General features: G+C 40.5%; 16 protein-coding genes, 1 tRNA gene and 1 pseudogene. 9 read left to right on the top strand and 9 right to left on the bottom strand.

Annotation, left to right across the window (positions count from 1 at the left end):
* Positions 1–301: 301 nt before the first annotated feature.
* A complete protein-coding gene (gene moaC / locus V7K55_RS04195) occupies positions 302–811 on the bottom strand; it encodes a cyclic pyranopterin monophosphate synthase MoaC (protein WP_334828516.1) in 510 nt (169 codons plus the stop codon).
* A 34-nt stretch (positions 812–845) separates the two neighbouring features.
* Here moaC and V7K55_RS04190 point away from each other — a divergent pair.
* Positions 846–919 (top strand) — tRNA-Arg (locus tag V7K55_RS04190).
* A gap of 310 nt (positions 920–1229) precedes the next feature.
* On the opposite strand, the gene V7K55_RS04185 is transcribed toward V7K55_RS04190, so the two are convergent.
* Both V7K55_RS04185 and V7K55_RS04180 read right to left on the bottom strand, forming a co-directional pair.
* Complete coding sequence (locus V7K55_RS04185) at positions 1230–2243, bottom strand: glycosyltransferase family 2 protein (RefSeq protein WP_334828514.1); 1014 nt, start codon at positions 2241–2243, stop codon at positions 1230–1232.
* A 14-nt stretch (positions 2244–2257) separates the two neighbouring features.
* Positions 2258–2962 (bottom strand): C40 family peptidase, encoded by a 705-nt coding sequence (locus V7K55_RS04180; RefSeq protein ID WP_334828511.1) that lies wholly within the window; start codon positions 2960–2962, stop codon positions 2258–2260.
* Between the two features lie 9 nt (positions 2963–2971).
* Between V7K55_RS04180 and V7K55_RS04175 the strand changes: the two genes are divergently transcribed.
* The gene (locus V7K55_RS04175; RefSeq protein ID WP_334828509.1) at positions 2972–3904 is read left to right on the top strand and encodes a serine hydrolase; all 933 of its coding nucleotides are present in this window, start codon (positions 2972–2974) and stop codon (positions 3902–3904) included.
* A gap of 216 nt (positions 3905–4120) precedes the next feature.
* Here V7K55_RS04175 and V7K55_RS04170 read toward each other — a convergent pair whose 3' ends face one another.
* Positions 4121–5776 (bottom strand): metallophosphoesterase, encoded by a 1656-nt coding sequence (locus tag V7K55_RS04170; RefSeq protein ID WP_334828507.1) that lies wholly within the window; start codon positions 5774–5776, stop codon positions 4121–4123.
* A 229-nt stretch (positions 5777–6005) separates the two neighbouring features.
* Complete coding sequence (locus V7K55_RS04165; RefSeq protein ID WP_334828505.1) at positions 6006–6245, bottom strand: hypothetical protein; 240 nt, start codon at positions 6243–6245, stop codon at positions 6006–6008.
* 289 nt (positions 6246–6534) lie between these two features.
* On the opposite strand from V7K55_RS04165, the gene V7K55_RS04160 reads away from it, so the two are divergent.
* Together V7K55_RS04160 and V7K55_RS04155 are read left to right on the top strand one after the other, a co-directional pair.
* A complete protein-coding gene (locus tag V7K55_RS04160; protein WP_334828503.1) occupies positions 6535–7590 on the top strand; it encodes a mechanosensitive ion channel family protein in 1056 nt (351 codons plus the stop codon).
* A 378-nt stretch (positions 7591–7968) separates the two neighbouring features.
* Positions 7969–8892 carry a mechanosensitive ion channel family protein gene (locus tag V7K55_RS04155; RefSeq protein WP_334828502.1) on the top strand — a complete coding sequence of 308 codons (924 nt, stop codon included), beginning with the start codon at positions 7969–7971 and terminating at the stop codon, positions 8890–8892.
* A 95-nt stretch (positions 8893–8987) separates the two neighbouring features.
* Here the strand turns inward: V7K55_RS04155 and V7K55_RS27445 are convergent.
* Positions 8988–9056 (bottom strand): annotated as a pseudogene (locus V7K55_RS27445) (transposase); the annotation flags it as partial.
* A 15-nt stretch (positions 9057–9071) separates the two neighbouring features.
* Here V7K55_RS27445 and V7K55_RS04150 point away from each other — a divergent pair.
* The gene (locus V7K55_RS04150) at positions 9072–9959 is read left to right on the top strand and encodes an alpha/beta fold hydrolase (RefSeq protein ID WP_334828501.1); all 888 of its coding nucleotides are present in this window, start codon (positions 9072–9074) and stop codon (positions 9957–9959) included.
* A 33-nt stretch (positions 9960–9992) separates the two neighbouring features.
* On the opposite strand, the gene V7K55_RS04145 is transcribed toward V7K55_RS04150, so the two are convergent.
* Positions 9993–12707, bottom strand: coding sequence for a zinc-dependent metalloprotease (locus tag V7K55_RS04145; protein ID WP_334828499.1), 2715 nt, complete (start codon positions 12705–12707; stop codon positions 9993–9995).
* Positions 12708–13372: 665 nt separating this feature from the next.
* Between V7K55_RS04145 and gshA the strand changes: the two genes are divergently transcribed.
* Positions 13373–14512: a glutamate--cysteine ligase gene (gshA, locus tag V7K55_RS04140; protein ID WP_334828497.1), complete on the top strand. Its 1140-nt coding sequence runs from the start codon at positions 13373–13375 to the stop codon at positions 14510–14512.
* 101 nt (positions 14513–14613) lie between these two features.
* On the opposite strand, the gene V7K55_RS04135 is transcribed toward gshA, so the two are convergent.
* Positions 14614–16086: a glycoside hydrolase family 13 protein gene (locus tag V7K55_RS04135; RefSeq protein WP_334828495.1), complete on the bottom strand. Its 1473-nt coding sequence runs from the start codon at positions 16084–16086 to the stop codon at positions 14614–14616.
* 617 nt (positions 16087–16703) lie between these two features.
* Here V7K55_RS04135 and V7K55_RS04130 point away from each other — a divergent pair.
* On the top strand, positions 16704–18431 hold the full coding sequence (locus V7K55_RS04130; RefSeq protein ID WP_334828493.1) for a S8 family peptidase: 1728 nt from the start codon (positions 16704–16706) through the stop codon (positions 18429–18431).
* A 114-nt stretch (positions 18432–18545) separates the two neighbouring features.
* Positions 18546–18845, top strand: coding sequence for a hypothetical protein (locus tag V7K55_RS04125; protein ID WP_334828491.1), 300 nt, complete (start codon positions 18546–18548; stop codon positions 18843–18845).
* 43 nt (positions 18846–18888) lie between these two features.
* On the opposite strand, the gene V7K55_RS04120 is transcribed toward V7K55_RS04125, so the two are convergent.
* On the bottom strand, positions 18889–19260 hold the full coding sequence (locus tag V7K55_RS04120; RefSeq protein WP_334828489.1) for a CU044_2847 family protein: 372 nt from the start codon (positions 19258–19260) through the stop codon (positions 18889–18891).
* A 145-nt stretch (positions 19261–19405) separates the two neighbouring features.
* Here V7K55_RS04120 and V7K55_RS04115 point away from each other — a divergent pair, with 145 nt between their 5' ends.
* A complete protein-coding gene (locus V7K55_RS04115) occupies positions 19406–22963 on the top strand; it encodes an nSTAND1 domain-containing NTPase (RefSeq protein WP_334828487.1) in 3558 nt (1185 codons plus the stop codon).
* Positions 22964–22972 lie beyond the last annotated feature (9 nt).

Here is a 22972-nt window from a genome sequence, read left to right as displayed (position 1 = left end):
ACCCTAACCCCACTTTTTAAGTGGGATTAGGGTAGGCTGTTGACTCTGTGCCTTTTCAGAAGTTAAAAAATCATACAAAATATATGTCATTGCTTACTCCGTTGGAGAACCCGTTCGCGTAGCGTCTCCGAAGGAGAAGGGTACGGAGCGAAGCAATCCCAGGTGATTACTTCGCCCAGATCGCAATGACACCAGAGAGATTTTGTACCCCCACAAAAATAGCATGAGCCAAAAAACCCTAAATTCCATCAACCTAGTGTTAGGGGGAATCTAATGCCTTGTTCGGTGAGATAATATTAGGCTACTGCTCTGGCAAATAATAATCTCCTGATTTACCGCCACTCTTACTGATTAAACGAATCGATTCAATTTGAATCGACTTCTCTAAAGCTTTTGCCATATCGTATAAAGTCAGGGCAGCTACAGAAACAGCAGTTAAGGCTTCCATCTCTACACCAGTTTCAGCTTTGGTTTTAACTGTGGCTTGAATTTGATAACCAGGTAATTGTGGATCGGGTATAATTTCAACTGCGATTTTTTGCAAAGGTAAAGGATGACATAGAGGAATTAAAGCGGCTGTTTGCTTGGCTGCCATAATCCCCGCCAATCTTGCAGTTGCCAACACATCCCCTTTTGGGACATTTCCGGCTTGAATTGCGGCAAAGGTTGTTGGCAGCATCCGCACATTGCCCTCGGCTACTGCTTGGCGGATTGTGGGTGCTTTACTCGTCACATCTACCATCTGTGCCTGCCCGTGTTGATCTAGATGGGTTAGGTTAGCAAAATTAGATGGGAAATTATCTTGCGTCATTTAGTTAGAACGTGTTAATATGAATTGTCAGTGAGGGTGTGTAGCTCAGTGGACTAGAGCACGTGGCTACGGACCACGGTGTCGGGGGTTCGAATCCCTCCTCGCCCGTTTTTGAAGGTTGAAAGTTAGGAGTGAGAAATTAAAGTTCCTCACTCCTAACTTTTAAGTTTTTTAAGGCATAAGCATCTGGAGCTAGACCCAATGCAAAGCGCAGAGAGTTGGATAAGTCTTTAACAAAAGTATTTGTCATTGGTCATTTGTTTAGATTAAACCGCATTTACCTTTAAAACCGTAGTTTTTTTTGTAATTAGGGTAAAGCTCAGAACTTAAGCCACCAGAGGATAATATAGTCTCCTGAAAAACTCCATATTTAAAAATGGACGGGGTTTGATAATGACCAATGACTACTATTGTTACTTTATTTAACCTTTTTTGCTACCACTTCTCGCACGCGATAGATCGGCCGCCCTTGGGATTCATGGTATGTACGCATGAGTAATTCTGCCAAAAGACCGAAGCAAAATAACTGCACTCCAGTTACTAGCAGCAGAACTGCTAAACTTAGCAACGGGCGATTGCCAATCATCTCACCTAACACTAATTTGACGAAAGTTAAGTAAATTCCGATCGCAGTCCCCGAAAGCATCGAAATTAAGCCCAACAGCCCAAAAACGTGCATCGGACGGGTGAGGAATCTTTTCATAAACAGAATGGTTAACAAATCCATCAACACCCGGAATGTCCGCCAAATTCCATACTTACTCCGGCCAAAGCGACGGGCATGATGACGCACGGGTACTTCAGTAATTCTAGCTCCTTCGATGTACGCCAGAGCGGGTAAAAATCGGTGGAGTTCGCCGTAGAGGTTCATATCTGCCAATAGTTCTGCACGATAGGCTTTCAGCGAACAGCCATAATCATGAATATTCACGCTAGTAGTGCGGCGAATTAGCCAGTTGGCAATTTTGGAAGGAAGTAACCGATTTACAGCCCCATCCTGGCGATTTTGCCGCCAACCACTCACCAAATCGTAACCTTCATCCAGCTTTGCTAATAACGTGGGGATATCAGCCGGATCGTTCTGGAGATCGGCATCTAAAGTAACGATCGCTTTCCCCACTGCATAATGAAACCCAGCAGCCATCGCCGCCGTTTGTCCGTAGTTACGCCGCAAAATCACCGCCTTTAAATCAGTGCGGATTTGTGCTTCTTTCTTGAGAAAATCCCCGGAACCATCGGTAGAACCATCATCCACACAGATGATTTCATAATTTACCTGACTAGAGGATAAAGTAGATGCGATCGCTTCTAATAAAAGCGGCAAACTTTCCACCTCATCATGTATTGGCAGCACCACCGAAACATCTGGGACAATTGCTGAAATCGCCCCACTCTCCTCACTCAATCCCTGATTAACAAACCCACTCCTCATATACCTCTGCGCCCTCAGCGTCTCTGTGGTTCGTAACTCTTGATAACTCTACCAGCCCCTCGCAGCTGCTGATAATAGGACTGACTAACAGCATCTCCCAGTTCCGAGAGAACATCAATCCCAATCCCATCTCGTCCCTGTTCCTTCCCAGAACTATGAATGTAACAACCATCTGCCAAATAAAGCCCGACATGGGTTGCTTTTTGGGGAGTTCCAAAAAAGACCAGATCCCCGACTGCTAATTCTGCAATAGTAATTGCTTGGGTGAAATCTTCCTGTTGATAGGCATCTCTAGGTAGCCAAATACCCACCGAAGCAAATGCCGCCTGCATCAACCCAGAACAGTCATAATTTGGGCCAACCGTACCACCCCAAAGGTAATAATTGGATTGTTGCATTGCTTTTTGAGTAAAAGCAATAACCTCTGCTAGCAGTTTTTGAATTTGAGATTCAGAAAATGTTGCAGCCTGATAAGGTACAGTAGCAGGTTGTAATGAATCAAAATCTGAAAGCGATACCCATCCCGGATAGTCATCTTCACACAAATACACCCCGACTGCTAAATTTTGATGATTTGATGTTACCCATAAATGTCTTCCAGATGAAGATTGAGTTGATAAACGCGTACATTCAGGAGAATCATATAAATTAAGGTCAGCTAAACACTGATACTCCCCTGATTGTGGATTTTGGACTTCGGATTTTAGATTAAAGGACATTATTCGAGAATGATTTTTTTTAATAAAGACGAACAACTCGAAAATATTGGTAATGGCATTTTAGATGCAACTTGGGCAGCATTTCCGACTTTAGCCAGGAATCAAATTGCCTTAACTTGGGTTGTTTACGATCCACCAGTGCTAGTAAATACTGGTGGGGCGCTGACTCCCAAAGCTTTTTGGGAACATCCAGTCCGTGGTTTTACTTATCGTGGTGTTGAACGCATTTATCCCGCCAGTGTAGTCAAGCTATTTTACCTAGTGGCGGTAAATGAATGGCTAGAAAAAGGCATGAGTCAAACCTCCAAGGAGTTGGAACGCGCTTTGCGGGATATGATTGTTGATTCTAGTAACGATGCTACCAGCTTGGTTGTGGATATTTTAAGTGGTACTACATCGGGGCCAGAATTACCAATCGGGCCCTTTGAAACCTGGAAATATCAGCGTAATATCATTAACCGGTATTACCAATCTTTGGGTTGGGAAGAAATGGAGACGATTAACGTCTGTCAAAAAACTTGGGGTGATGGCCCTTATGGACGGGAACGGGCCTTTGTGGGAGAGTTACTGGAAAATCGTAATATGTTGACAACAAATGCGATCGCTAGGTTACTCCATAGTATTGTAGGTGGAGTTGCGGTTTCTAGTGCGCGATCGCAAGGAATGATGGCTTTACTAAAACGGACTCTCGATGATTTGTCACCTGACAGCGAAGAAAATCAAGTAACAGGTTTCTTAGGTGGTGGACTTCCTAAAAATGCTCAAATTTGGTCAAAAGCAGGTTGGACAAGTCAAGTTCACCATGATGCTGCGTATATTGAGTTAGCAGAACAGCGTCCTTATCTTTTAGTAGTATTTACTGAAGGTAAAGCCCAAGCGAAGAGTCGGGATATTTTGCCCTTTGTTTCTGGGCGAGTTGCCGAAGCGATTAGCAGTTTATAATCTATACTACTTAGATTAAGCATTTCTTTCTTCTCTCTGCGTCGCGCCAGTTGCTACAAGTCGGGGAACCGCAAGGGCGCACTGGCTCCTCTGCGCCTCTGCGGTTCGTTAAAAAAATTGACTTTAATAAATTTAGCCTTAACTAAACCGTCTTGAACAACAAGATCCCCGACTTTTTCAATAAGTCGGGGATCTAAAGCTAACTATTTTCACAAATCAAATAGGATTGCTATATTTCAACTTAAATTCGTCAAACTTCAGTACTTCCGAATCAGGCTTGCGAGTATCAAAACGATAACTGCTTATCTTACCCGTCCCCGTATCAAAGATACTAAAAACCGTAATATCATTACTTGAAATATAAGGCATCGGCTTACCATCTTCGCCTAACAAAGGAGCAATTGTTGGCACTATCGGTTTTAAACCATTAGGATCGCCAAGCTTAACATAATCTTCTTGATATCCAATTGGCACTTCTCGCTTTCTATCACCCCAAGCAGCGCCGTAAGTATTGCCCACATTAGATGTTTCTAAAAAGTGCATTCCACTGTAACTAACAAAACGGTTCCACAAATGTGAATGCCCATAAAAGACTAATTGCACATTAGCCGCTTCTAATAAAGGCACAACATCACGGATAATATAATCTGCATCTTTTGGATATTCGTAACGCACAGCTTTAATATTATTCCCATCCCGTTCAATTATTTGAACTGGTTCTGTATAAGCAGGAACTATATTATCACCAAGAGTATGAGGTGGATGATGGAACATCACCACTTTGTATTTTGCTTGTTTAAACTCAGGGCTGTTAAGTTCTGCTCCTAGCCAATTATACTGCTTGCTGCCTTTAGCAATTGGCTCATAAATTACCTGTCCATAACCCCAATTTTCAGGATTATTTAAATCCTTTTCAGCTTCCTGATATCTACCCCTATACTTTTTATCTAAGTTGGGAGTTCGCCACATATTTGTAGCATACAGTACTACCAAACGCACATCACCAAAGGTAACAGCATAATACCTTTTTCCACCCTCTTTACTTTTGGGTAAAGAAAAAATCTCTTCGTAGGTATTAGTATTAAAAGAATTATCTATTAAAGATTTGTCCCGATAAATTTTTTGAGCAACAACGCGAGGAATTGTATCATCAAACTCACCATCTAAACTTCCCACTCTCGCAAATCGCCCCATCACCTCATGATTACCAATACAAGTAAACATGGGTGCATTTTGAATTATTTGTCCACCAGTGTAGGTTGTTTTAATAGCGTCGTGCGTCATGTTATATTTAGCACGACCTTGTAAACCAGGAAACAACGCACCACCACCATTATCATCAAACCATTCTGAGGCGCGATCGCTAACATTGACCAAATCACCGGCAAACCAGACTCCATCGACTCGTCCAACGGTTTCTACCACCTTTTGCAGATTTGCTGCTGTCATCGGCTTTAATTGATGATCTGAGGTGAGTAAAATTTTTAGTGGTATATCTGGTTTAGGGGTAGCAGCAAGGCTAAAAACATCACTGCTAATACTCTCGTCGTCTTCTTGCACACTCGTAACACGATAGTTTAGCCGCACACCAGGAGTTAACCCAGTTACCTCAGCTTCATGTCGCCAAATATGACGCTGGACGGGTTTTTGATAAACTTCGCCATCTTTGGTTTGATTGGCAACTCTTGATTGCTGGTCTTCACGAGTGCGGCTGAGTTTGGTAGTATTTGCCTTAGCAGTTAGTTTGAGATTTTCACCGTAGGTTACTGTGTGATTAACACCAGCAAACTCAGTAAACCAAACTACTCGCACTGAAGTTTCAGTTGGCAATTGCAAAAATGGATCGGTGAGTAGTTGGGGTGCTGATGTCATAATTGTTTGCCCAAATGAACGCACGCTTACCAGAGTAAAGCATATAACAAGTACAAGCATAGCCACTAAGGAAATTTTTCGGCTGCGTAAGTGTCTGAGCATGAGTAAGATACTAAATTTTATAGGGTGTATAGCAGTCAAAACTAGTTAGATAAAATTGCACTTCACGGGTTGTTTTATTCCACAGATATCGTACCCGCACAACCATAACTAAACATTTAAGCCCGACTCAATCATCTTGATTATGTAGAGGTGGTAGTTGAGAAACGGGAACATACCACACTTGTCGGTTTTGGGTATGATGATGACCTTTTTCTACCCGTTTGTCGTAACTATTGGTAATCCCTTCAAAACCAAAAGCCAAGGGTTGTTCAAAGCAATCTTTAACTTGTGCAGCAAGTGTAGGATGGTTCTCTTTAAGTGCTAAGATGCAATTAGCTTTCGCATTGAAAATTTGGCAAGCGTTCATGGGGGGTAAGAAATGTCCGATATGAAATCACACGGAATCAATACCAAAACTAAATTATATTTGATTTTTTACGGTTTATTTTGAGTAATCAAAAGTACTACATTCATCTGCAAATTTTTTTTAGAGATTTTAGGTAAGATTAGTTACGAGCAGAAATCGCCCAAAGTATGGCTCTGCAAGAGATTTAGTTTTTACGTGAATGTTCTACCCCCGTGAACGTTTACAAATATAGGGGTAGCTTCTATCTTTTTGCTGATTTATTTTTTGTGATGTTTTTTTATTGAAAAAAATGAGTGAATTAAGCACAACTCGCGGATTATCTCTTGAAGGAAGAAAATTTTATAGCGAAATTATTGCTTCTTCTCAAAAATTTTTAGTATTAAATGCCATTTTAATCGTGGCTGACTTGACTTTATTAGTTATTCCTAAACCTATCTGGCTCAATTGTATAGAATTTGTGCTAGGGGTGTTAGTGGCTATTATAACAGGCTGGCAAAGTTCTCGATTGTTTGAGAAATTCTACCAGAATTACTTGCAAAAAAACGCCCTCAGCCGGAAAATTAACAGTGAGTTACTGATAGTTATTAATCTCACAGCAGATGCTATTATTTGTCTGATTATTGTCTTGATTTTTGCTCAGGCACACAACATCAATGTTTTGGGTCTGACTGCAAGTTTAGGAATTGGGGGATTAGCAATTGCTTTCGCAGCAACGCAGACTTTGCAGCAGTTGCTGGGTGGAATTATCCTCAATATTGACCCACCTTTTGTTGTTGATGACTATATAGGTTTACCTGATGGCACATTTGGTAGAGTTGAATCAGTTGGGTTGCGTTCCACGAAGATTCGGAATACTGGTAAAGGAACTTTAACTATAGTTCCTAATAATGCTCTGACAAATATGAGTATAGAGAACTTCACAGGAGGTAAAAAAGTGGTTTCTTTGGTTTATCTAACTTTCTATAAAGAACTGTTAGAAGATGAAAGAGCTTTGATTCGTCAAGTCATATTAGAAAGCACCAGAGAAATTTTAGGTATCGACTCTCGCAATACGGATGTGATATTTAAAAATATTGCCCTAGATGGAAGAATTGATATTGTTCTTGACGTTAACAATAAGAATGTAAGACTTAAAGATACTTCCACAGAAGGAAAAGTTAATGTTAATGTTACTCAGGCTCAAATAACCTTTTTTATTCTTGTTTCTGGTGAGTTGTCAATGGAAATGCGCCGCCAGTTACTAGATATAGCAAAACAAAGCATAACCATGCGATTGAAAGAGTACGGTATTGTCTTTGATCTTGAAGAAAGAAGGGTTGATGTTGATGCACCCATTACTATGTAAGTAAGTCGGTGAAAATAAATCAAACTATGTTTTCTGCAATGTAAAGTCAGGGATATTTACTTTGTAGTAAGCTTTTATAGCAATTTTTTTAGGACTAAAGTCCTTACTACAAACCTTTAATTATTTACGCGGTTGCCGTTCAACTTAACTTAACTTGAATATTGTACTGAAATACAACCTCTACTGAGCATGAAATTTTTATTGAGCGAATCAACACAAAAACTTTTGATTGCAGTGGGAATTCAATTAGCTATTTTCTTAGCACTTATTTCCCTGTCTTTCATAGCTGGTAAATCATTTCCCCGCTTTCTGAATAAAATTGTCTTAAGATTTGCACCCGAATTCTTTAGAAGAGTTTATGCAAACTTAATAAATCAGATGGACAAGATAATCGAGATATTAGCAACATTAATTGTCCTGGGAGTTTGTCTAAATCTGATTGAACAATACACAGGAATTTATCGATTCTTGAAATTTTTCTCAGACTTATCCATCGCTGTGATGCTCGGTGCATTAATTTCTGGTTTATTTCGTAATTTCGTCCGGGCTTATGGAATTGACTTGCTCCGTAAACTGGGTTTTGAAGTTGATGAGTTAGTGCTTGTTTTTGAAACCATTGCTAATGTTATCATTGGCTTTTTTGTCGCCATAGCATTTGCTCAAAGTCAGAACATTAATTTGATTGGTTTAGTTGCTGGTTTAGGAATTGGGGGTATAGCAGTTGCTTTTGCGTCTCAAAAAGCTTTGGAGCAGATTTTCGGTACAATTATTATCTACCTAGATCGTCCTTATGTTCCAGGAGAATATATTCGCCTAAATTTAAGTTCGCAAGGAATTTTATTTGCGCGTGTAGAGTCTATTGGTTTGCGTTCAACGAAGCTGCGAACACTAGCAAAAAGTACCCTCATTATTGTGCCAAACTCTGTGATGGCTGGTACAGATATCGAAAATATAACGCGAGGGACAAAAATCATGGTCTTGCTGTATCTTGACTTTGATCGGCAGTTAGAAAAGTCTGAAGAAGCTTTGTTGGAAAAAGTTATTAAGGACAGTACCAGCAAATTGTATGGCATAGATGCAAATAGTACAAGAATTAGTTTATTTCCCTATGGAGATAACCTCAACGGAGTTCGTGCTAGGGTGAATTTCTTTATCTTAGGTTCAAGTGAAAATTCCCTTGAATTCCGCAAGCGTTTGCTAGAGTTAGCTAATGAATCTATCTCGGCAAAACTTCAGGAACATAATATAAGTTGTACTATAAAAGACCCAAGTATTTATGTGGAATCTCCTGTTTCCATTTAGCGTGCCGTCAGTTAATAGTAAATGTATCTTTTGAGGATATTCAGTTACTTTTATGGAGAATTAATAGTAAAGTGCCAGTTTAATAAACTGCGTAATCAAAAATTGCTAAAGTTACGAAAGCCATAGCCAAGCCTTTTGATTAACTTGAGTTTATTACTAATTCCTTACTCTTTAATTTTATGCTTCAGTTTCAACCTTCTGGCTTTGGACATAAACTTATCCATACATCATTAGGGACAATGGTTTACTACACTCAAACGAATGCACCTTGGGCGAACGCTGATGCTGAAGATTTACCTCCACTACTGTTTCTCCATAACTTTGGTGGTGGGGCATCTGCTTATGAATGGTCTAAAGTTTACCCGGCTTTTGCCTCTAATTACCAGATTTTAGCCCCCGATTTAATCGGCTGGGGAGAATCTGCTCATCCCGTCCGGGATTATAAAATTAGGGATTATCTTAGCACGATCGCAGAGTTTATCATTGAAACGTGTCGCCAGCCAGTGACGGTGGTAGCCTCATCTTTAACAGCCGCTTTTGCTATCCGCCTAGCTATTGTTCAACCCAATTTATTCAAAGCGCTGTTTTTGGTGTCTCCCTCTGGATTTGATGATTTTGGGCAAGGTGCTGGACGCAGACTTCCGCTTTCAGTAATCAATGCGCCTCTGTTGGACAATTTTATTTATATCCTTGGTGCTGAAAATGAAATTGCAGTAAGAAATTTTTTACAAAGTTTTCTATTTGCTAAGTCACAACGAGTATCTCAAGAAATGGTGGATGCTTACTTAACCTCTGCACAACAGCCTAATGGCAAGTTTGCCGCTTTAGCATTTTTACGGGGCGATCTTTACTTCGATCTAAGTTTATATATTCAACAATTGACAATTCCCACTGTGATGTTGTGGGGAGAAAAGGCACAATTTACCAATATCAAATTAGGACAACGCTTGGCCAACTTAAATCCAAGAGCAATTCGAGAATTTTATGCGATCGCAGATGCAGGAATATTACCTCATTTAGAAATGCCAGAAGTTGTAATTGGCCTATTGCAAAAATATCTTAGGTAACTGGAGACAAGGAGAATAAAAAATGACAAGCGACTACTTAGAGAGCAACTGCGCGTTTAATGCTTTATTAATGCGATCGCCAGAAGCTTCTAAGTGGGCTAAGGTGTAAACATCAAGGCTTTCAGTAAGTTGCTTAAGTCTGACATCAATGGCTTTTTGGAGGTGACGCAATTCATACCAAGCCAATGTCCGTCCATCTTCAGGTGTATTAGTAGTACCCAACATCATCTCTAGCAAAATATTCAAATATTCCCGTTGCAGCGAACGGCGGACGCTAGAAATTGGCTTTGGTTCTCCTGGGGTTAAAACTTCTGTCCAGATGCCTGTTTGCAGAGTGTCAAATAGTTCTGGGATAGAAAGTGCTTGCCCAGGAAAGGTTTTTAATTCTATATCTTGTAAACGATTTAGGCGATCGCTGTCTAATAGCGATCGCAGCACCGCACTTTGAAACTTCAAAATATTTTCGTGAATCGGATAATCAAGCCGATTTTTAGGTACTAAAGTACCCCAGTGTTCCCAGTGCGGTGGTGCTAGTTGATTGAGCAGTTGTGGTGAAAAACTGAAAGCATCCTCAGCAAATACATACTCTTGCAACTTCGTCAATGCCTGACGTTGTTTTAAAAGTGAAACTGGTACAAATGTCCAAGAAGCATCATCACTAGCATGGAGACGGCGAAACGATTGTCCACCAATGTATTTAGAAAGCAAGGTGGCGTTCCGAAAATAATATTTAAAAACTCTATTGAATGAGACGCGCAGATTACTATATTTTTCTCCTTTCGATAGATAACCGTTGTCTAAATGCTCCCACATCACGCGGGCATTATCCATTTGCCACTGCGAATAAAGTAGCACATCACTACTCATATCCCAGACATTTGCTAAAGGATTAATGTCCCAAATATCCTCATCAGTTGCGTAAGATAATTCTGGTTGAGGCGATGCCAGTGCAATCTGCTCTAAAAAACTTTTTTCTGATTCTGGAATGATTCCCTCAATTGCTGCTGATGGGCTTTTTTTATAACCATACTCAATTGCCCATTCGTCATAAGGCCCAACAACTCCTGGGAAATAGTCACCTTGCTGTACTCCCTGTGGTGCTATATTCACAGGTAGATAGTCCATCACAGAACCCACTAAACCTTTGGTATGAGTGATTTCAGTATTATTTAATTCTTCAGGCGTTAACATCGTGCTGCCGTGAAAATTGTGGCGCAACCCAAGAGTATGCCCAACTTCGTGAGCAATGAGAGAACGCAAATATTGATGCACATACTCTTTCATTGTTTCACTGCTGGGTGTAATATTTGGCAAAATTGATAACGCCAATGCGCCCATCTGAGCTTGATTTGAAGATTCCATACCATAGCAGAACTCAGAGTTTGACAGAAGATATTTATTAGCATCTGCATTCTGTCTTCGCCTGGAGACTTGACAAGAGTTTTTGTCCACTAAAGATGAATTGACTTCCATCAATGCATGATATTCTTGCTGAATTGAACGCACCATATTGGCATCCACAATAATATCTGCATCCAATATTTCTCCGGTGAATGGGTTAACGCGCATCGGCCCTCTAGCAAAACCTTCATCCAAAGAGTTGAACCAGCGAATAGTATTATAATGGACATCTGCGGGTTGCCAATCAGCATCATCTGGCATTTGCTGCACTTTAATGGCATTTTGAAATCCGGCTTTTTCAAATGCTTTGTTCCACATCAAAATGCCTTCACGAATTGCATCGCGGTACTCTAGTGGTACAGCATTTTCAATCCAATACACAATTGGCTTTTTGGGTGGAGATAAAGCAGCATTAGGGTTAGATGGTTCTAGATGCCAGCGATTAATGTAACGGACAAATGATTCGTGAGGATTATTATTAGATAAGTCTTGGAAAGCAGTAATAAAATATCCCACTCGATCGTCGGCAAGTCTGGGAATATAACCATTGTTTTCTCTAAGCTGAGAAAAACTATAGTGTACCTTCAGAGTTAGGGCCCTACTATCGGGTACTGTGACTAAATTTGATCCTTCTAGTGATGAAAAACCGTAAATAGATTCAATTTCTACATTTTCTGGTAAGCTGTTAATTTCACCAAAATATGACTTGCGTCCATCCAAGCGGTAATCAGCTTGCAAAGAGTATTTTAATAAGGGAGTTAATCCTGGAAAATCCTGCATTAGCAGTTCATCCAGACTTATCAGAATATTTTCATTCTGTGGATCGATATTAGCTATTTCGAGTGAATAAAGAACTGAGTCGCTAAATGAACGAGCAAGCGATCGCTGTTCTGGTTTACTTTCTGCACGGAATTTAACATTCCGCACAACAAAATGTAATCTATTATTTACTCGTTGGAAGTAGAAGAGAAAATCAGAGAGAGGTAATCCACTATAAATTCCCCTTTCCCCAATGCCTGATTCCAATGTTACTATAGCTAGGTAATCTTTATTTAGCTGCTCTGGTTTGATTTCTAAGTAAATTTTGCCTGAATTATCCTTGCAATAAAGTGTGAAGAGTCCCTCTAGTTTGTCTATCCCTTTGACAACCTTATTAAGTCGGCGAAAATCTTCCTTTCTATTCTTAGTAAGATTATTATCAGTACTTACTAAGTTTTCAACTACTGGGAGTGCATTTACTTGCTGCACATCATTTGAAAGTTGATTTGCTCCTGCGTAATCACTTAAGAGGAACAAGTTATACAGTAATATTATAAAGATTGCTAATTTACTTATCCAGTATTTCATCCTTTGGCTTTCCACCTGAAGCAACTCTCGTGTTGAGAAAAATGTGGATTGATTTTCGTCTGCAAGCCCTTCAAATATCTAGGGATGACGGTATAAATCCACTCAGAAAGTCGTGTGATTTTATGATTTTTATTAGTGGCTCTTTAGGAATTTTCCATTAAGCATCTATGTTTGAAGACAGATATTTTCTCAAACTAGAGATATATGTTTTTTTTACTTATATATGTATTAAAACCCAAACGTAGCATCTAAAATGTATTTAGTGCTACATTTGCGAGTCGAAGGAATATCAAGCATGATTTATAAAGAAAGAATCAGACTTTTAAGAAATTTTAACGAACCGCAAAGGACGCAAAGGACGCAGAGAGAAATAAGTAAAGAAAGAAAGGCTTGACTGAACGTGAACGGTATTGCATTAAAAGCTACGAAAATTCGGCTGCAAGGCTTAAAAATGGTATGTATATTTCCGCCGGACGTTATTAGGGTTTCGGCTATTTTTTGCGTAAATCTGGAATTTTTCGGATAATAACCCAGAAATCTGTTGTCCTGATTTGAGGTGAGTTGGCAATAAAATGATTCTTAACCTTTGATCGACTTAAAGATAGATCCAGAGATTCGTCTAATTCGATACAATTTATAAGTAGAGAGAGCCGAAGGAGAACAAGGTGGTCTTATTAAAAGGCTTTGAGATTGAGATGTATACTGGCACGCCTCAAGGTGAAATCGTCGGCCTCTCCGACAAAATTGTTGCAGCTTTGGATGGATTTATGCGGGAGCCAGATAGCCGCAACGTCGAATATATAACCGAACCATCCCATAATTACGATAATTTATTGTGTGCGTTGCTGCGTCCTAGGCGGGAGTTGCGAAACTACCTGAATCGCTTGGGCGATTACACCTTGATACCGGGAAGTACTTTATCTTTAGGTGGTGGCGATCGCTTTCAACGTTCCGATCCAGCCAACACTTATCATGACTATATTGAAAACACCTACGGCACAAAAGTAGTCACCGCCAGCGTTCACATCAATATAGGCATCAGCGATCCAGAAGTATTAATGCGGGCATGTCGAGTAATTCGGATGGAAGCACCTCTATTTCTTGCCCTCAGCGCCTCATCTCCCTTCCTTGATGGCAAAACTACTGGTTATCACTCCACCCGGTGGGGCTTATTTCCGCAAACACCTAGCCACGTACCGTTATTTGCCAGCCATGCCGATCATATTCAGTGGGTGGAAGATCAACTCGTTGCCGGAACTATGCAAAACGTGCGGCATTTGTGGACATCAGTGCGGCCAAATGGTGATCGCCGTCCTTACGATCTAAATCGGCTAGAATTGCGAATTTGCGATTTAGTCACAGATCCTATTGCTTTGCTAGCCATTAGTGCCTTATTAGAAGCGCGTTTGTTGCAAATAATCGAAAATCCCAGCATCGATCCCTTAACCCAAAGTACCTTTTCTGGCGAAGAACTCATCACCCTAACTGCTGAAAACGAAGCGGCGGCGGCGGCTGCTAGTCTTGATGCTCCTTTGAGACATTGGCAAGATGGTAGAACCATTCTAGCCAGAGATTGGATTTCAGAAATGTACCAAGATGTCTGGGCGATCGCAAAACAACGGGGTTTTAGCTGTTTCCTTTCTCCATTGCACAAAATCCTTCGCGAAGGCAATGAAGCTCAACAGTGGTTGCAGTTACACACAGTCGGTTTTGACACCCAGCGCGTCATCTCCCAGGCTATTCTCGCCACCCAAGAGCGCGAAATGGAACTCGAAGATAAATTGTGTTCGTTCCTGCTGACTTAATTGAAGAGGCAGGGAGCAGAAATGATCCGTGAGTCCTGCATTTTGTATCTCACTTACTTGCTACCTGCTGTATTTATCACGTCTGCACCTCTGCCTCTTTTTTAATTCCTATTCCCTACTCCCAAAATGCAGCCACTGCGTGCGGGAAGAGTTAATGATAACTGCTGAGTTTCTCCTTCACTATTCCACTCAACTTCAGCAGCACCGTATAAGAGCTTGTTAGGTTGAGTATGCAAACTAACCACATCTGCATTCGCTGTTGCCGAACTTGTACCAGCGTTGATGGCAATTATCAATTCCTCTGTTCCTAAAGTTCGCGCAAAGATATAAAGTTGTCCTTGAGCGTGGAGGACTTGATAATCACCTGTACGCAAGGCTGGGTAAGTTTGGCGGAGGGCAATTAATTGACGGTGAGTATTAAAAATTTCTCGCTCCCACTTGGCCTCTAAAGGAAAACCGCGCCGTGAGTCGGGATCTATGCCACCAGGTAAACCAACTTCATCACCATAATAGATGCTGGGCGCACCAGGAAAGGTAAGTAATAGTAGGGTTGATAATTCTACACTGGCTATATCACCACCTGCAATGGTCATCAATCGGGCTGTATCGTGACTTGCTAACAAATTTAGTTGAGTTAGCTGAATTTCCCAAGGGTAAAGTTGCAGTACTTCTTGAATTTTGGTGGCGTATTCGGCAGCAAATAAGGGTGGATAGGGTTGATAGTCGCGGCCTTGGACTTGTTCTAAGACTACGCGATCGCCGGCTGCAAAGGCAATTGTCGGCCCAGCAAATAGATAATTCATCACGCCGTCAAATTGCGTTCCATCCAACCACTGGCGGGAATCTCCCCACACTTCGCCCACAATATAAGCTTCGGGATTGACTGCTTTAACGCGATCGCGGAATTCCTGCCAAAAACCAGGAGTTTTTATTTCAAATGGTACATCCAATCGCCAACCGTCGATGCCGAATTTAATCCAATATTCGGCAATTTCCATAATGTATTCCCGCACTTCTGGATTGTCGTGGTTAAATTCTGGCAAGGCGCGATTTCCCACCCAACCCACGTAGTTTGCAGGGAATTCACCATTATATGGTGCTAGAGGCCAGCCTTCTATTTTGAACCAATTTACCCAAGGCGAATGGGGGCCATTTTCTAAAACGTCGTGGAAGAAGAAAAAACCACGACTGGAATGGTTAAACACGCCATCTAGAACGACTTTGATATTCCGTTCATGGGCTGCATCTAGCAATTGCTTAAAAGCTTCGTTGCCCCCCAGCATCGGATCAACTTGGTAATAATCGTGGGTATGATAGCGGTGATTACTGGCGGATTGAAAGATCGGTGTGAAATAAATCGCGTTAATCCCCAAATCTTGGATGTAGTCTAAATCCTCCATAATCCCCCATAAATCCCCGCCTTTATAACCTTGGAGTGTAGGTATAGCGTCCCAATCTTCCCAACGGGCTTCGCGCAACAGCCGTTTGCGTGGTTGTTTGCTTCTGGCAAAGCGATCTGGGAAGATTTGGTAGAAAACAGCGTGCTTTACCCAGTCTGGTGTTTGTATTTGCATGAATAACTTTTTGTACGTTCAGAAGCGATCGTTGCAAATATTAGCTTCTTTATGGCTCCTACTTATGATAGAGAATTTATTATTTGTCAGTGTTTATTAACGAAATCAATTTTTTTTAACAAACAACAAAGGCGCAGAAAAGCCTGGTGTTGGTGGGGTTCCTCCGTTGTCGCAACTTGTGCGACACTCAGAGAATAAATAAATACTTAACCAAACTATCTTTTTTTATACGCGGTTTGTATTTAGTTGGTTAATTACTCTTATTTATTCTTAATTTTCTTTTCTTCACTTTGTCCGTAATTATTTAGGTAGACACTGGATTAGTTTAATAGCTTTATAAAAATTACCTGTTACCCCAGTATTGGGTAATGATGAAATGCGGCTGCTCAAAGATGTCTCATGATTATACATCGGAAATATAAGTTATGAATTAGTAATTGTCTTAGGAATAACTTCCCGCCTTCTAAGCTTATTTGATGTTATCTCTGAAAAAAATAGATAATTATGTCGCATCAAATAATCAAGTCAAAAAAACTACATAGTCTGCACTAATGTTAGAGCTACTTATCCCGATTGACTACTTTGCTTTCGCCCAATAAATTAAATTTGAGGTAAAAATGAGACACGAAAAACTTTCTCCCGGACTACTTTTGGCATTTCAAGACTATCAAAATGAAGGAGATAAAGCTTTAATTACACACAAGCGATCGCTTGGCATTATTGCCCACAAAAGCCCAGTCAAGCCTACCAAGAGCGTTGTTTTTATCTACTGCGATCCTGATGCAGACTTAAGTCACTTATCACAATATAATATTGAAGTCAATCAAAACTCTGGAAGTGTGCGGACGGCTTTTTTACCGATAGAGAGTTTAGATGTCTTATCTGAAGAAGATGTGATTCACCGAATTAAGCCATCACGCAAACTTCATTTGCGAATGGACACTGCAATGGAAGCAGTCAAACTGCCGCAGTTCCAGAAAAAAAGCAAACTGACTGGTAAAGGAGTAATAATTGGCATTATAGACAGTGGTATCGATCCGAAACACCCTGCTTTTGCTGGACGAATTTTACACATTTGGGATCAAACACTGCCAGGGCCAGGAGTAACAGAGGGCGGTTATGGGGCGGAATTTACGGGAGCGCAACTGACAATCTCTCAGGATACAGCCGGTCATGGTACTCACGTTGCTGGAATTGCTGCTGGTGCTGATACTAACTATAGCGGTGTAGCACCAGAAGCAGAATTAGTTATCGTCAGATCGGATTTACAGGATGCCCACATTGCTGATGGTGTGCGTTACATTTTCCGAGTTGCTAGAGAGTTGGGACGCGCAGCCGTGGTAAATCTCAGTGTGGGTGGACACGCTGATGCCCATGATGGTAGTGATTCCCTATCTAAAGTCATTGATGCCGAAACTGGCCCAGGAAGAATTGTTTGCTGTGCTGCCGGTAACGAAGGAAACGCTAACATTCATGGACAAGCGACAATACCCAGTGGACGCACTCGTGGTATGCGCTTTAATGTTCCTTTGAATCAAATAGGCATAGTTTGGTTAAACGCTTGGTATTCCAAAGATAGTGAGTTGGAAGTGTCTGTGCGGAGTCCTAACGGTTTTGTCACCCCTTACCAAAAAATAATTACTGAAGGTAATGCTGCCCAAGATTACCAGTTACCAGATGCACGGGTGCAATTAGCAACACCAGGGCCAGATCAAGCCAACGGCGATCGTAATTTCTTTGTACAAATCCGGGGTATTGACCCCTCCCCAGTCATGGGAGGTGTTTGGCAACTGCGAGTCCGCAACACTTCTTCAACTGACACACGTTTAGATGTGTGGACACTAGATGACACTTCCTCAGTGTTTTTTACAGGTAAAAGTGTAAAGGATGCATTAAAAATTGGTTCACCAGGAGCCGCCAGCAGTGCAATTACAGTTGCAGCCTATACGACTAAAAGTAAGTACACAGATATTGATAACCAAGTGCGAGAAATGGGGTTAGAATTGCATACTATTACGGAATTTAGTAGTGAAGGGCCTCTACGGAATGATGGACAGAAGCCCGATGTAGCAGCACCAGGAGCAATGATTATTTCCACCCTTTCCGCCGATGCCAGTTTTGACCGCTCATCGATGATTAATTCCAAGTTTGTGGTGATGGCTGGTACGAGTATGGCCACACCCTTCGTCACTGGGTTAGTAGCGCTACTGTTGCAGCGCGATCCTAAACTCGATCCGGTTGCTGTGAAAGACCTGCTACGTAAAAATAGTGCAATTCCCAGAAAACCCGCAGGCACATTTGATGACAAATGGGGTTATGGAGTGATTAACACCTTAAATCTGTAATTAGATTGAGAAAGATGTCTATTATTTCTGCACAAGGATAGGGGATAAAAACCTATAACTTTGATAGATTTGGGTAGGCAATTACTACCTACCCTTTTTGCCAAGGAATTGCTGATGAATTATCAGAAACTAGATGCCGCCCTTGCTACAGCGCTGAGTGATGTTCAAAATTCAGAGGAATCAAGTTTGGGGGTTTTCATCCATACTGAACCAGTTTTAGACTCTACTGCGATCGCTGTTTTAGAAAGTTTAGGTGTCAGTGGTGTTATCAGTGGCAAAGATATTTTCACGGCAACACTGTCACAAAATGCCATTTCCCAGTTGTCAGAGCAATCTTGGGTGAAGTATTTGAAGCGATCGCAGCAATTGCGTTTGGTTAATAAGAGAATAAATATAGGGAAGTTGGGTGTTTAATAGGCATTGCCTACCCTTACAATGTCTAGATAATTTTTTGCTATTACTGTGAATCAGGTTTTGGTTTTTCTGCAAACTTACACTTCACCTCAATTTGCAGATTACTTTCAGCTGAACCTTCGGTAATGTAAGGAATACCAGCTTTCCCACCCAACTTAATACCAAATGTAAGTTTGACTTCCTCAATCTCAGCAGTGTTGAAGTCTTTAAAAGCACTAAGAGCATAGATAGTATAAGAGCGAATCATTTGCCGAGCTTGTTGCATTCGAGCGATCGCATCTGTTCGCACATCCTTGTATTCTATGCCATCGTCATCCTCTTCAATTACCTGAGTTATTTCGGTAGCTGTGACGTTAATCTCAATCTGCTCAATCTCCCCGTCTGCTTGGAAAAATAGTTGCTGTACTTCTGACATGGGCTACCTCAATTAAGTTTTGTAACGTATCTGAATAAATTTCAGCTTGCTTGCAGAAAAATAACAAATGGTATTGTTTCTAGTAACACAGCCATCATTGTGTCTGTCAAGATTATCCCGCATTTACCTGACTAGAGTGTGTTAAATGGCACGATATGCGCTTGTTATTGGCATCGCCGAGTATATCAGCCCATCATTACCGCGTTTGTCGAAAACTACAAATGATGCAGAGGCGATCGCGCAACTTCTAGAGCAATATGGTGATTTCCAGTCTGTGCAAAGATTACCACAGCGCTGGAATAAAGAGAAAAATGGCTATGAAATGGCAGCATCAAAAGTTACTGGCGCTCAACTTGGGCAAGGTTTGAGAACTTTTTTGCTAGAGCAAGCTGCTAATAATGAAGCGTTGATTTATTTTAGCGGACACGGTTTTACTATTTCCGACAATTTGGGACAACAAAAGGGATATTTGGCAAGTTCCGATTGTCAGATTGAATTTAAGGAAAACGAAAATATTGAGCAAAAATATGGTATTCCTCTGGATAGCCTTAACGACTTAATTCGAAATTCGCAATTGAATAGTTTAGTGATGCTACTCGATTGCTGTCATAGCGGCTATTTCTTAGAAAGACAGTTAATAGAAAGGACTCTTAACACTTTCAGTTCGCAAAAGGATTATTACTTAATTACAGCTTGTCGTGGCTTTGAACGTGCCGGAGTGATTAAGAGTGAAGAATATAGTATTTTCACAGGTGCAGTTGTTAAGGGATTAACGGCAGAAAATGCAGGTAGTAGTAGGCGAATTAGTGGCGATCGCTTATTTGATTTTGTCAGTAACGAATTGAAAGGTTCTGTACAGGAGCCGATTCGCATGGGTTGGGGACGTTCGATTACTTTGGTAACTTATCCCCAATTAGATATTACCACAGTAGTCAAAATTGCTTTCAATCAGGAAAATCCTTATCGGGGACTTTATGCTTTTGAATCAGAACAAGCGCAATATTTTTGTGGACGAGATGCAGCAGTTCGTACACTAATTTCGCGTTTAGCAGAGAGTCGATTTCTGGCTGTAATTGGCTATTCAGGTAGTGGTAAATCTTCCTTAGTAAAAGCGGGTTTGTTACCGCAACTGCAAGGCGATCGCCTCCCTGGAAGCAGTGAATGGGCGATCGCATCTTTTACACCAGGAGAACATCCTTTAGGAAAATTAGTTGACATTTTAGCTCGACAACAGCAGCAAAATCAGCCACATCTATTGTTTATCGACCAGTTTGAAGAAATATTTACCCTTTGTCAAGACGATGAGGAACGCAAAACTTTTATCCGCTTAGTAGCACAGGAAGTAAAAAAGGGTGAGGGAGAAACGCGGATAATTTTGACAATTCGCGGTGATTTCTTAAATCGTTGTGCTGACTATTTAGAAATTATTACTCTCATCAATAGCATTCCTCCCACATCATTCATCGTCACACCGATGTCTTTTGCTGAGTTAGAAGAAGCAATTGAAAAACCAGCGAAGTTGCATGGTGTGAGTTTTGAGCGTGGTTTAGTTTCGCAAATTTCCGCCGATGTAGTCAACCGTCCGGGTGCATTACCCATACTGCAATATGCGCTTAAAGAATTGTGGCGAGTTTGTATTGAAGAACCGGATTCGCCAGGACCACTTTTAACTCTTAAAGGTTATGAGGAAATTGGCGGAGTTAAAGGAGCTTTAGACAAACGAGCGACAATTTTGTATGAAAGTTTAACAACTGTAGATCAAGCCTTTGCGCGTTGCTTGTTTATGGAATTAGTGCAGTTAGGTGAAGCTGGAGAAGTGACACGGCGGCGTGCTAGCTGGGAAAGATTAGAAGTAGTTGCAGATTCTTCCCAACAATTACAAAGGGTTGTAGGATTACTGGCAGGTTCTCAACAACGTTTAATTATCACCGATAAAAATACTGTAGAAGTTGCTCATGAAGCACTTTTATCTGAATGGAAATTATTAAACACTTGGATTGCTAAAAATCTAGAAAATATTCGTCTCAGTCGTTCTTTGGAGGAAGATTGCCAGGAATGGCAGGAAAGATTTAAAAAATCAGATGAAGCACTGTTGGCGGGTGCTAAATTAGCTGTATTTTCTGAGTGGGTGAATAAAACTCAGCCAAGACTTACGCCATTGGAAGCAGAATTTTTGTATAAGAGTTTGGAGAGACAAGATAGAGAAATTCAAGCTCAACTAGAGCAGGAACGTCAATTGCGAGAAGCCGCGGAAGCTAGAGCCAATGCAGAGGCGGAAAAAGTTAAACAGCAAAAAGCTAAAGTTAAAGCTGAAAGGCAAAGAACTCAAGCCTTTGCAGCTTTAGCAGTCGTATTAATTGCATTATTAGCATTGTGGGTTAAATCCGAAAAGGATAATACAGAAGTACTCAAAATAGGAGAAGTCAATACATGGATTAAAGTGTCTCAAACATTCTTTGAAAATAATAGACAAATTGAAGCATTAATGGCAAGTGTGCAAGCACTACAGCGACTAAAAAATATAGATAAGAAAGACCCTGAACAACTCAAGCAACTGCAATCAATAATTTATAAAGTGCGGGAGCATAATAGATTAGAAGGTCATCAGAAAGCAGTTACGGGTGTGAGTTTTAGCTATGATGGTACAAAAATAGCCTCTAGTAGTAACGATAATACTATCAAAATATGGAGTAAAGAAGGTAAATATTTATATGGTTTGCCTTCAAGGCATTTTTCAGGAATTTGGAGTTTAAAATTTAGTCATAGATCAACATTACTTGCTTCTATTAGTCAGGATAAAACTATCAAGTTATGGAAAATACAAGATCAAGAAGGTAATCTGATAAAAACATTAGAAGGTCATGAAGATACCGTTTCTGATGTGAGTTTTAGCTCTGATGATAAAATAATTGCTTCTTCTAGCAACGATGGGAGCATCAGACTTTGGAAAACTGATGGTGACAATAATAAAGAAGTTAAGAAACTTGATGCGAAAGATGTTGCAAAACAAGAATGTAAATGTAACCCAGATAAATACATAACACAATATAAGATATATAGTTTAGACTTTAAACCAAATGATAATTCAAAAATTGCATATGGAGCTATTGACGGCAAAATAAGAATTTGGAATTTTTTAAAAGGCGGTAATCCACAAATCATTGGCAAAGTGCAGCAGATACCTAGCATGATAAGATTCACACTTAACGGAGACATACTTGCAGTAGCGACTTTGGGTGGTTATATTAATATTTGGCATTATCTAAAGGGTAATTGGCAATTTATTGGAGTTTTTCAAGCACATGAAGGAAGTATCTACGGCTTAGACTTTAGTAAAAACGGTAAAATATTGGCATCTGGTGCAACAGATACAATGGTAAAACTTTGGGATGTAGAACAAATCCAAAATATGTTGATTCAGAAAAAATCTCCTCATCCCATAGTAATACTTAAAGGACACACTACTTTAGTAAATCGATTAGAATTTAGCCCTAATGGGCAGACTATTGCTTCTTCTAGTGATGACCAAACGGTAAGAATTTGGAATACTCAAGTTAATTTGGTTTCTAGTGAGTACCCTAAACTGGAACCCTTATTGAGGGATAGCTGTGCTTTTCTGAAAGATTACTTGAATACAAGCAATAATCTTCCTTATTGGTTTACAAACACAGCCGAAAAATGCTCAGATAGTGTTAAGCAATGAAGTCCCTAT

The organism is Nostoc sp., assembly GCF_036919895.1.
Taxonomy (GTDB): domain Bacteria; phylum Cyanobacteriota; class Cyanobacteriia; order Cyanobacteriales; family Nostocaceae; genus Nostoc.
Note: the sequence above shows the minus strand (reverse complement) of the source record. Positions and strands in the feature narration are given on the sequence as shown.

What these genes read in the sequence shown, in the direction of transcription:
- V7K55_RS04150 (WP_334828501.1), top strand. Translation starts at nt 9,072, where the DNA reads ATGCTTCAGTTTCAACCTTCTGGCTTTGGACATAAACTTATCCATACA.
- V7K55_RS04120 (WP_334828489.1), bottom strand. Translation starts at nt 19,260, where the DNA reads ATGTCAGAAGTACAGCAACTATTTTTCCAAGCAGACGGGGAGATTGAG.
- V7K55_RS04175 (WP_334828509.1), top strand. Translation starts at nt 2,972, where the DNA reads ATGATTTTTTTTAATAAAGACGAACAACTCGAAAATATTGGTAATGGC.
- V7K55_RS04135 (WP_334828495.1), bottom strand. Translation starts at nt 16,086, where the DNA reads ATGCAAATACAAACACCAGACTGGGTAAAGCACGCTGTTTTCTACCAA.
- V7K55_RS04155 (WP_334828502.1), top strand. Translation starts at nt 7,969, where the DNA reads ATGGACAAGATAATCGAGATATTAGCAACATTAATTGTCCTGGGAGTT.
- V7K55_RS04130 (WP_334828493.1), top strand. Translation starts at nt 16,704, where the DNA reads ATGAGACACGAAAAACTTTCTCCCGGACTACTTTTGGCATTTCAAGAC.
- V7K55_RS04145 (WP_334828499.1), bottom strand. Translation starts at nt 12,707, where the DNA reads ATGAAATACTGGATAAGTAAATTAGCAATCTTTATAATATTACTGTAT.
- V7K55_RS04170 (WP_334828507.1), bottom strand. Translation starts at nt 5,776, where the DNA reads ATGACATCAGCACCCCAACTACTCACCGATCCATTTTTGCAATTGCCA.
- V7K55_RS04115 (WP_334828487.1), top strand. Translation starts at nt 19,406, where the DNA reads ATGGCACGATATGCGCTTGTTATTGGCATCGCCGAGTATATCAGCCCA.
- V7K55_RS04125 (WP_334828491.1), top strand. Translation starts at nt 18,546, where the DNA reads ATGAATTATCAGAAACTAGATGCCGCCCTTGCTACAGCGCTGAGTGAT.
- V7K55_RS04165 (WP_334828505.1), bottom strand. Translation starts at nt 6,245, where the DNA reads ATGAACGCTTGCCAAATTTTCAATGCGAAAGCTAATTGCATCTTAGCA.
- moaC (WP_334828516.1), bottom strand. Translation starts at nt 811, where the DNA reads ATGACGCAAGATAATTTCCCATCTAATTTTGCTAACCTAACCCATCTA.
- V7K55_RS04185 (WP_334828514.1), bottom strand. Translation starts at nt 2,243, where the DNA reads ATGAGGAGTGGGTTTGTTAATCAGGGATTGAGTGAGGAGAGTGGGGCG.
- V7K55_RS04160 (WP_334828503.1), top strand. Translation starts at nt 6,535, where the DNA reads ATGAGTGAATTAAGCACAACTCGCGGATTATCTCTTGAAGGAAGAAAA.
- V7K55_RS04180 (WP_334828511.1), bottom strand. Translation starts at nt 2,962, where the DNA reads ATGTCCTTTAATCTAAAATCCGAAGTCCAAAATCCACAATCAGGGGAG.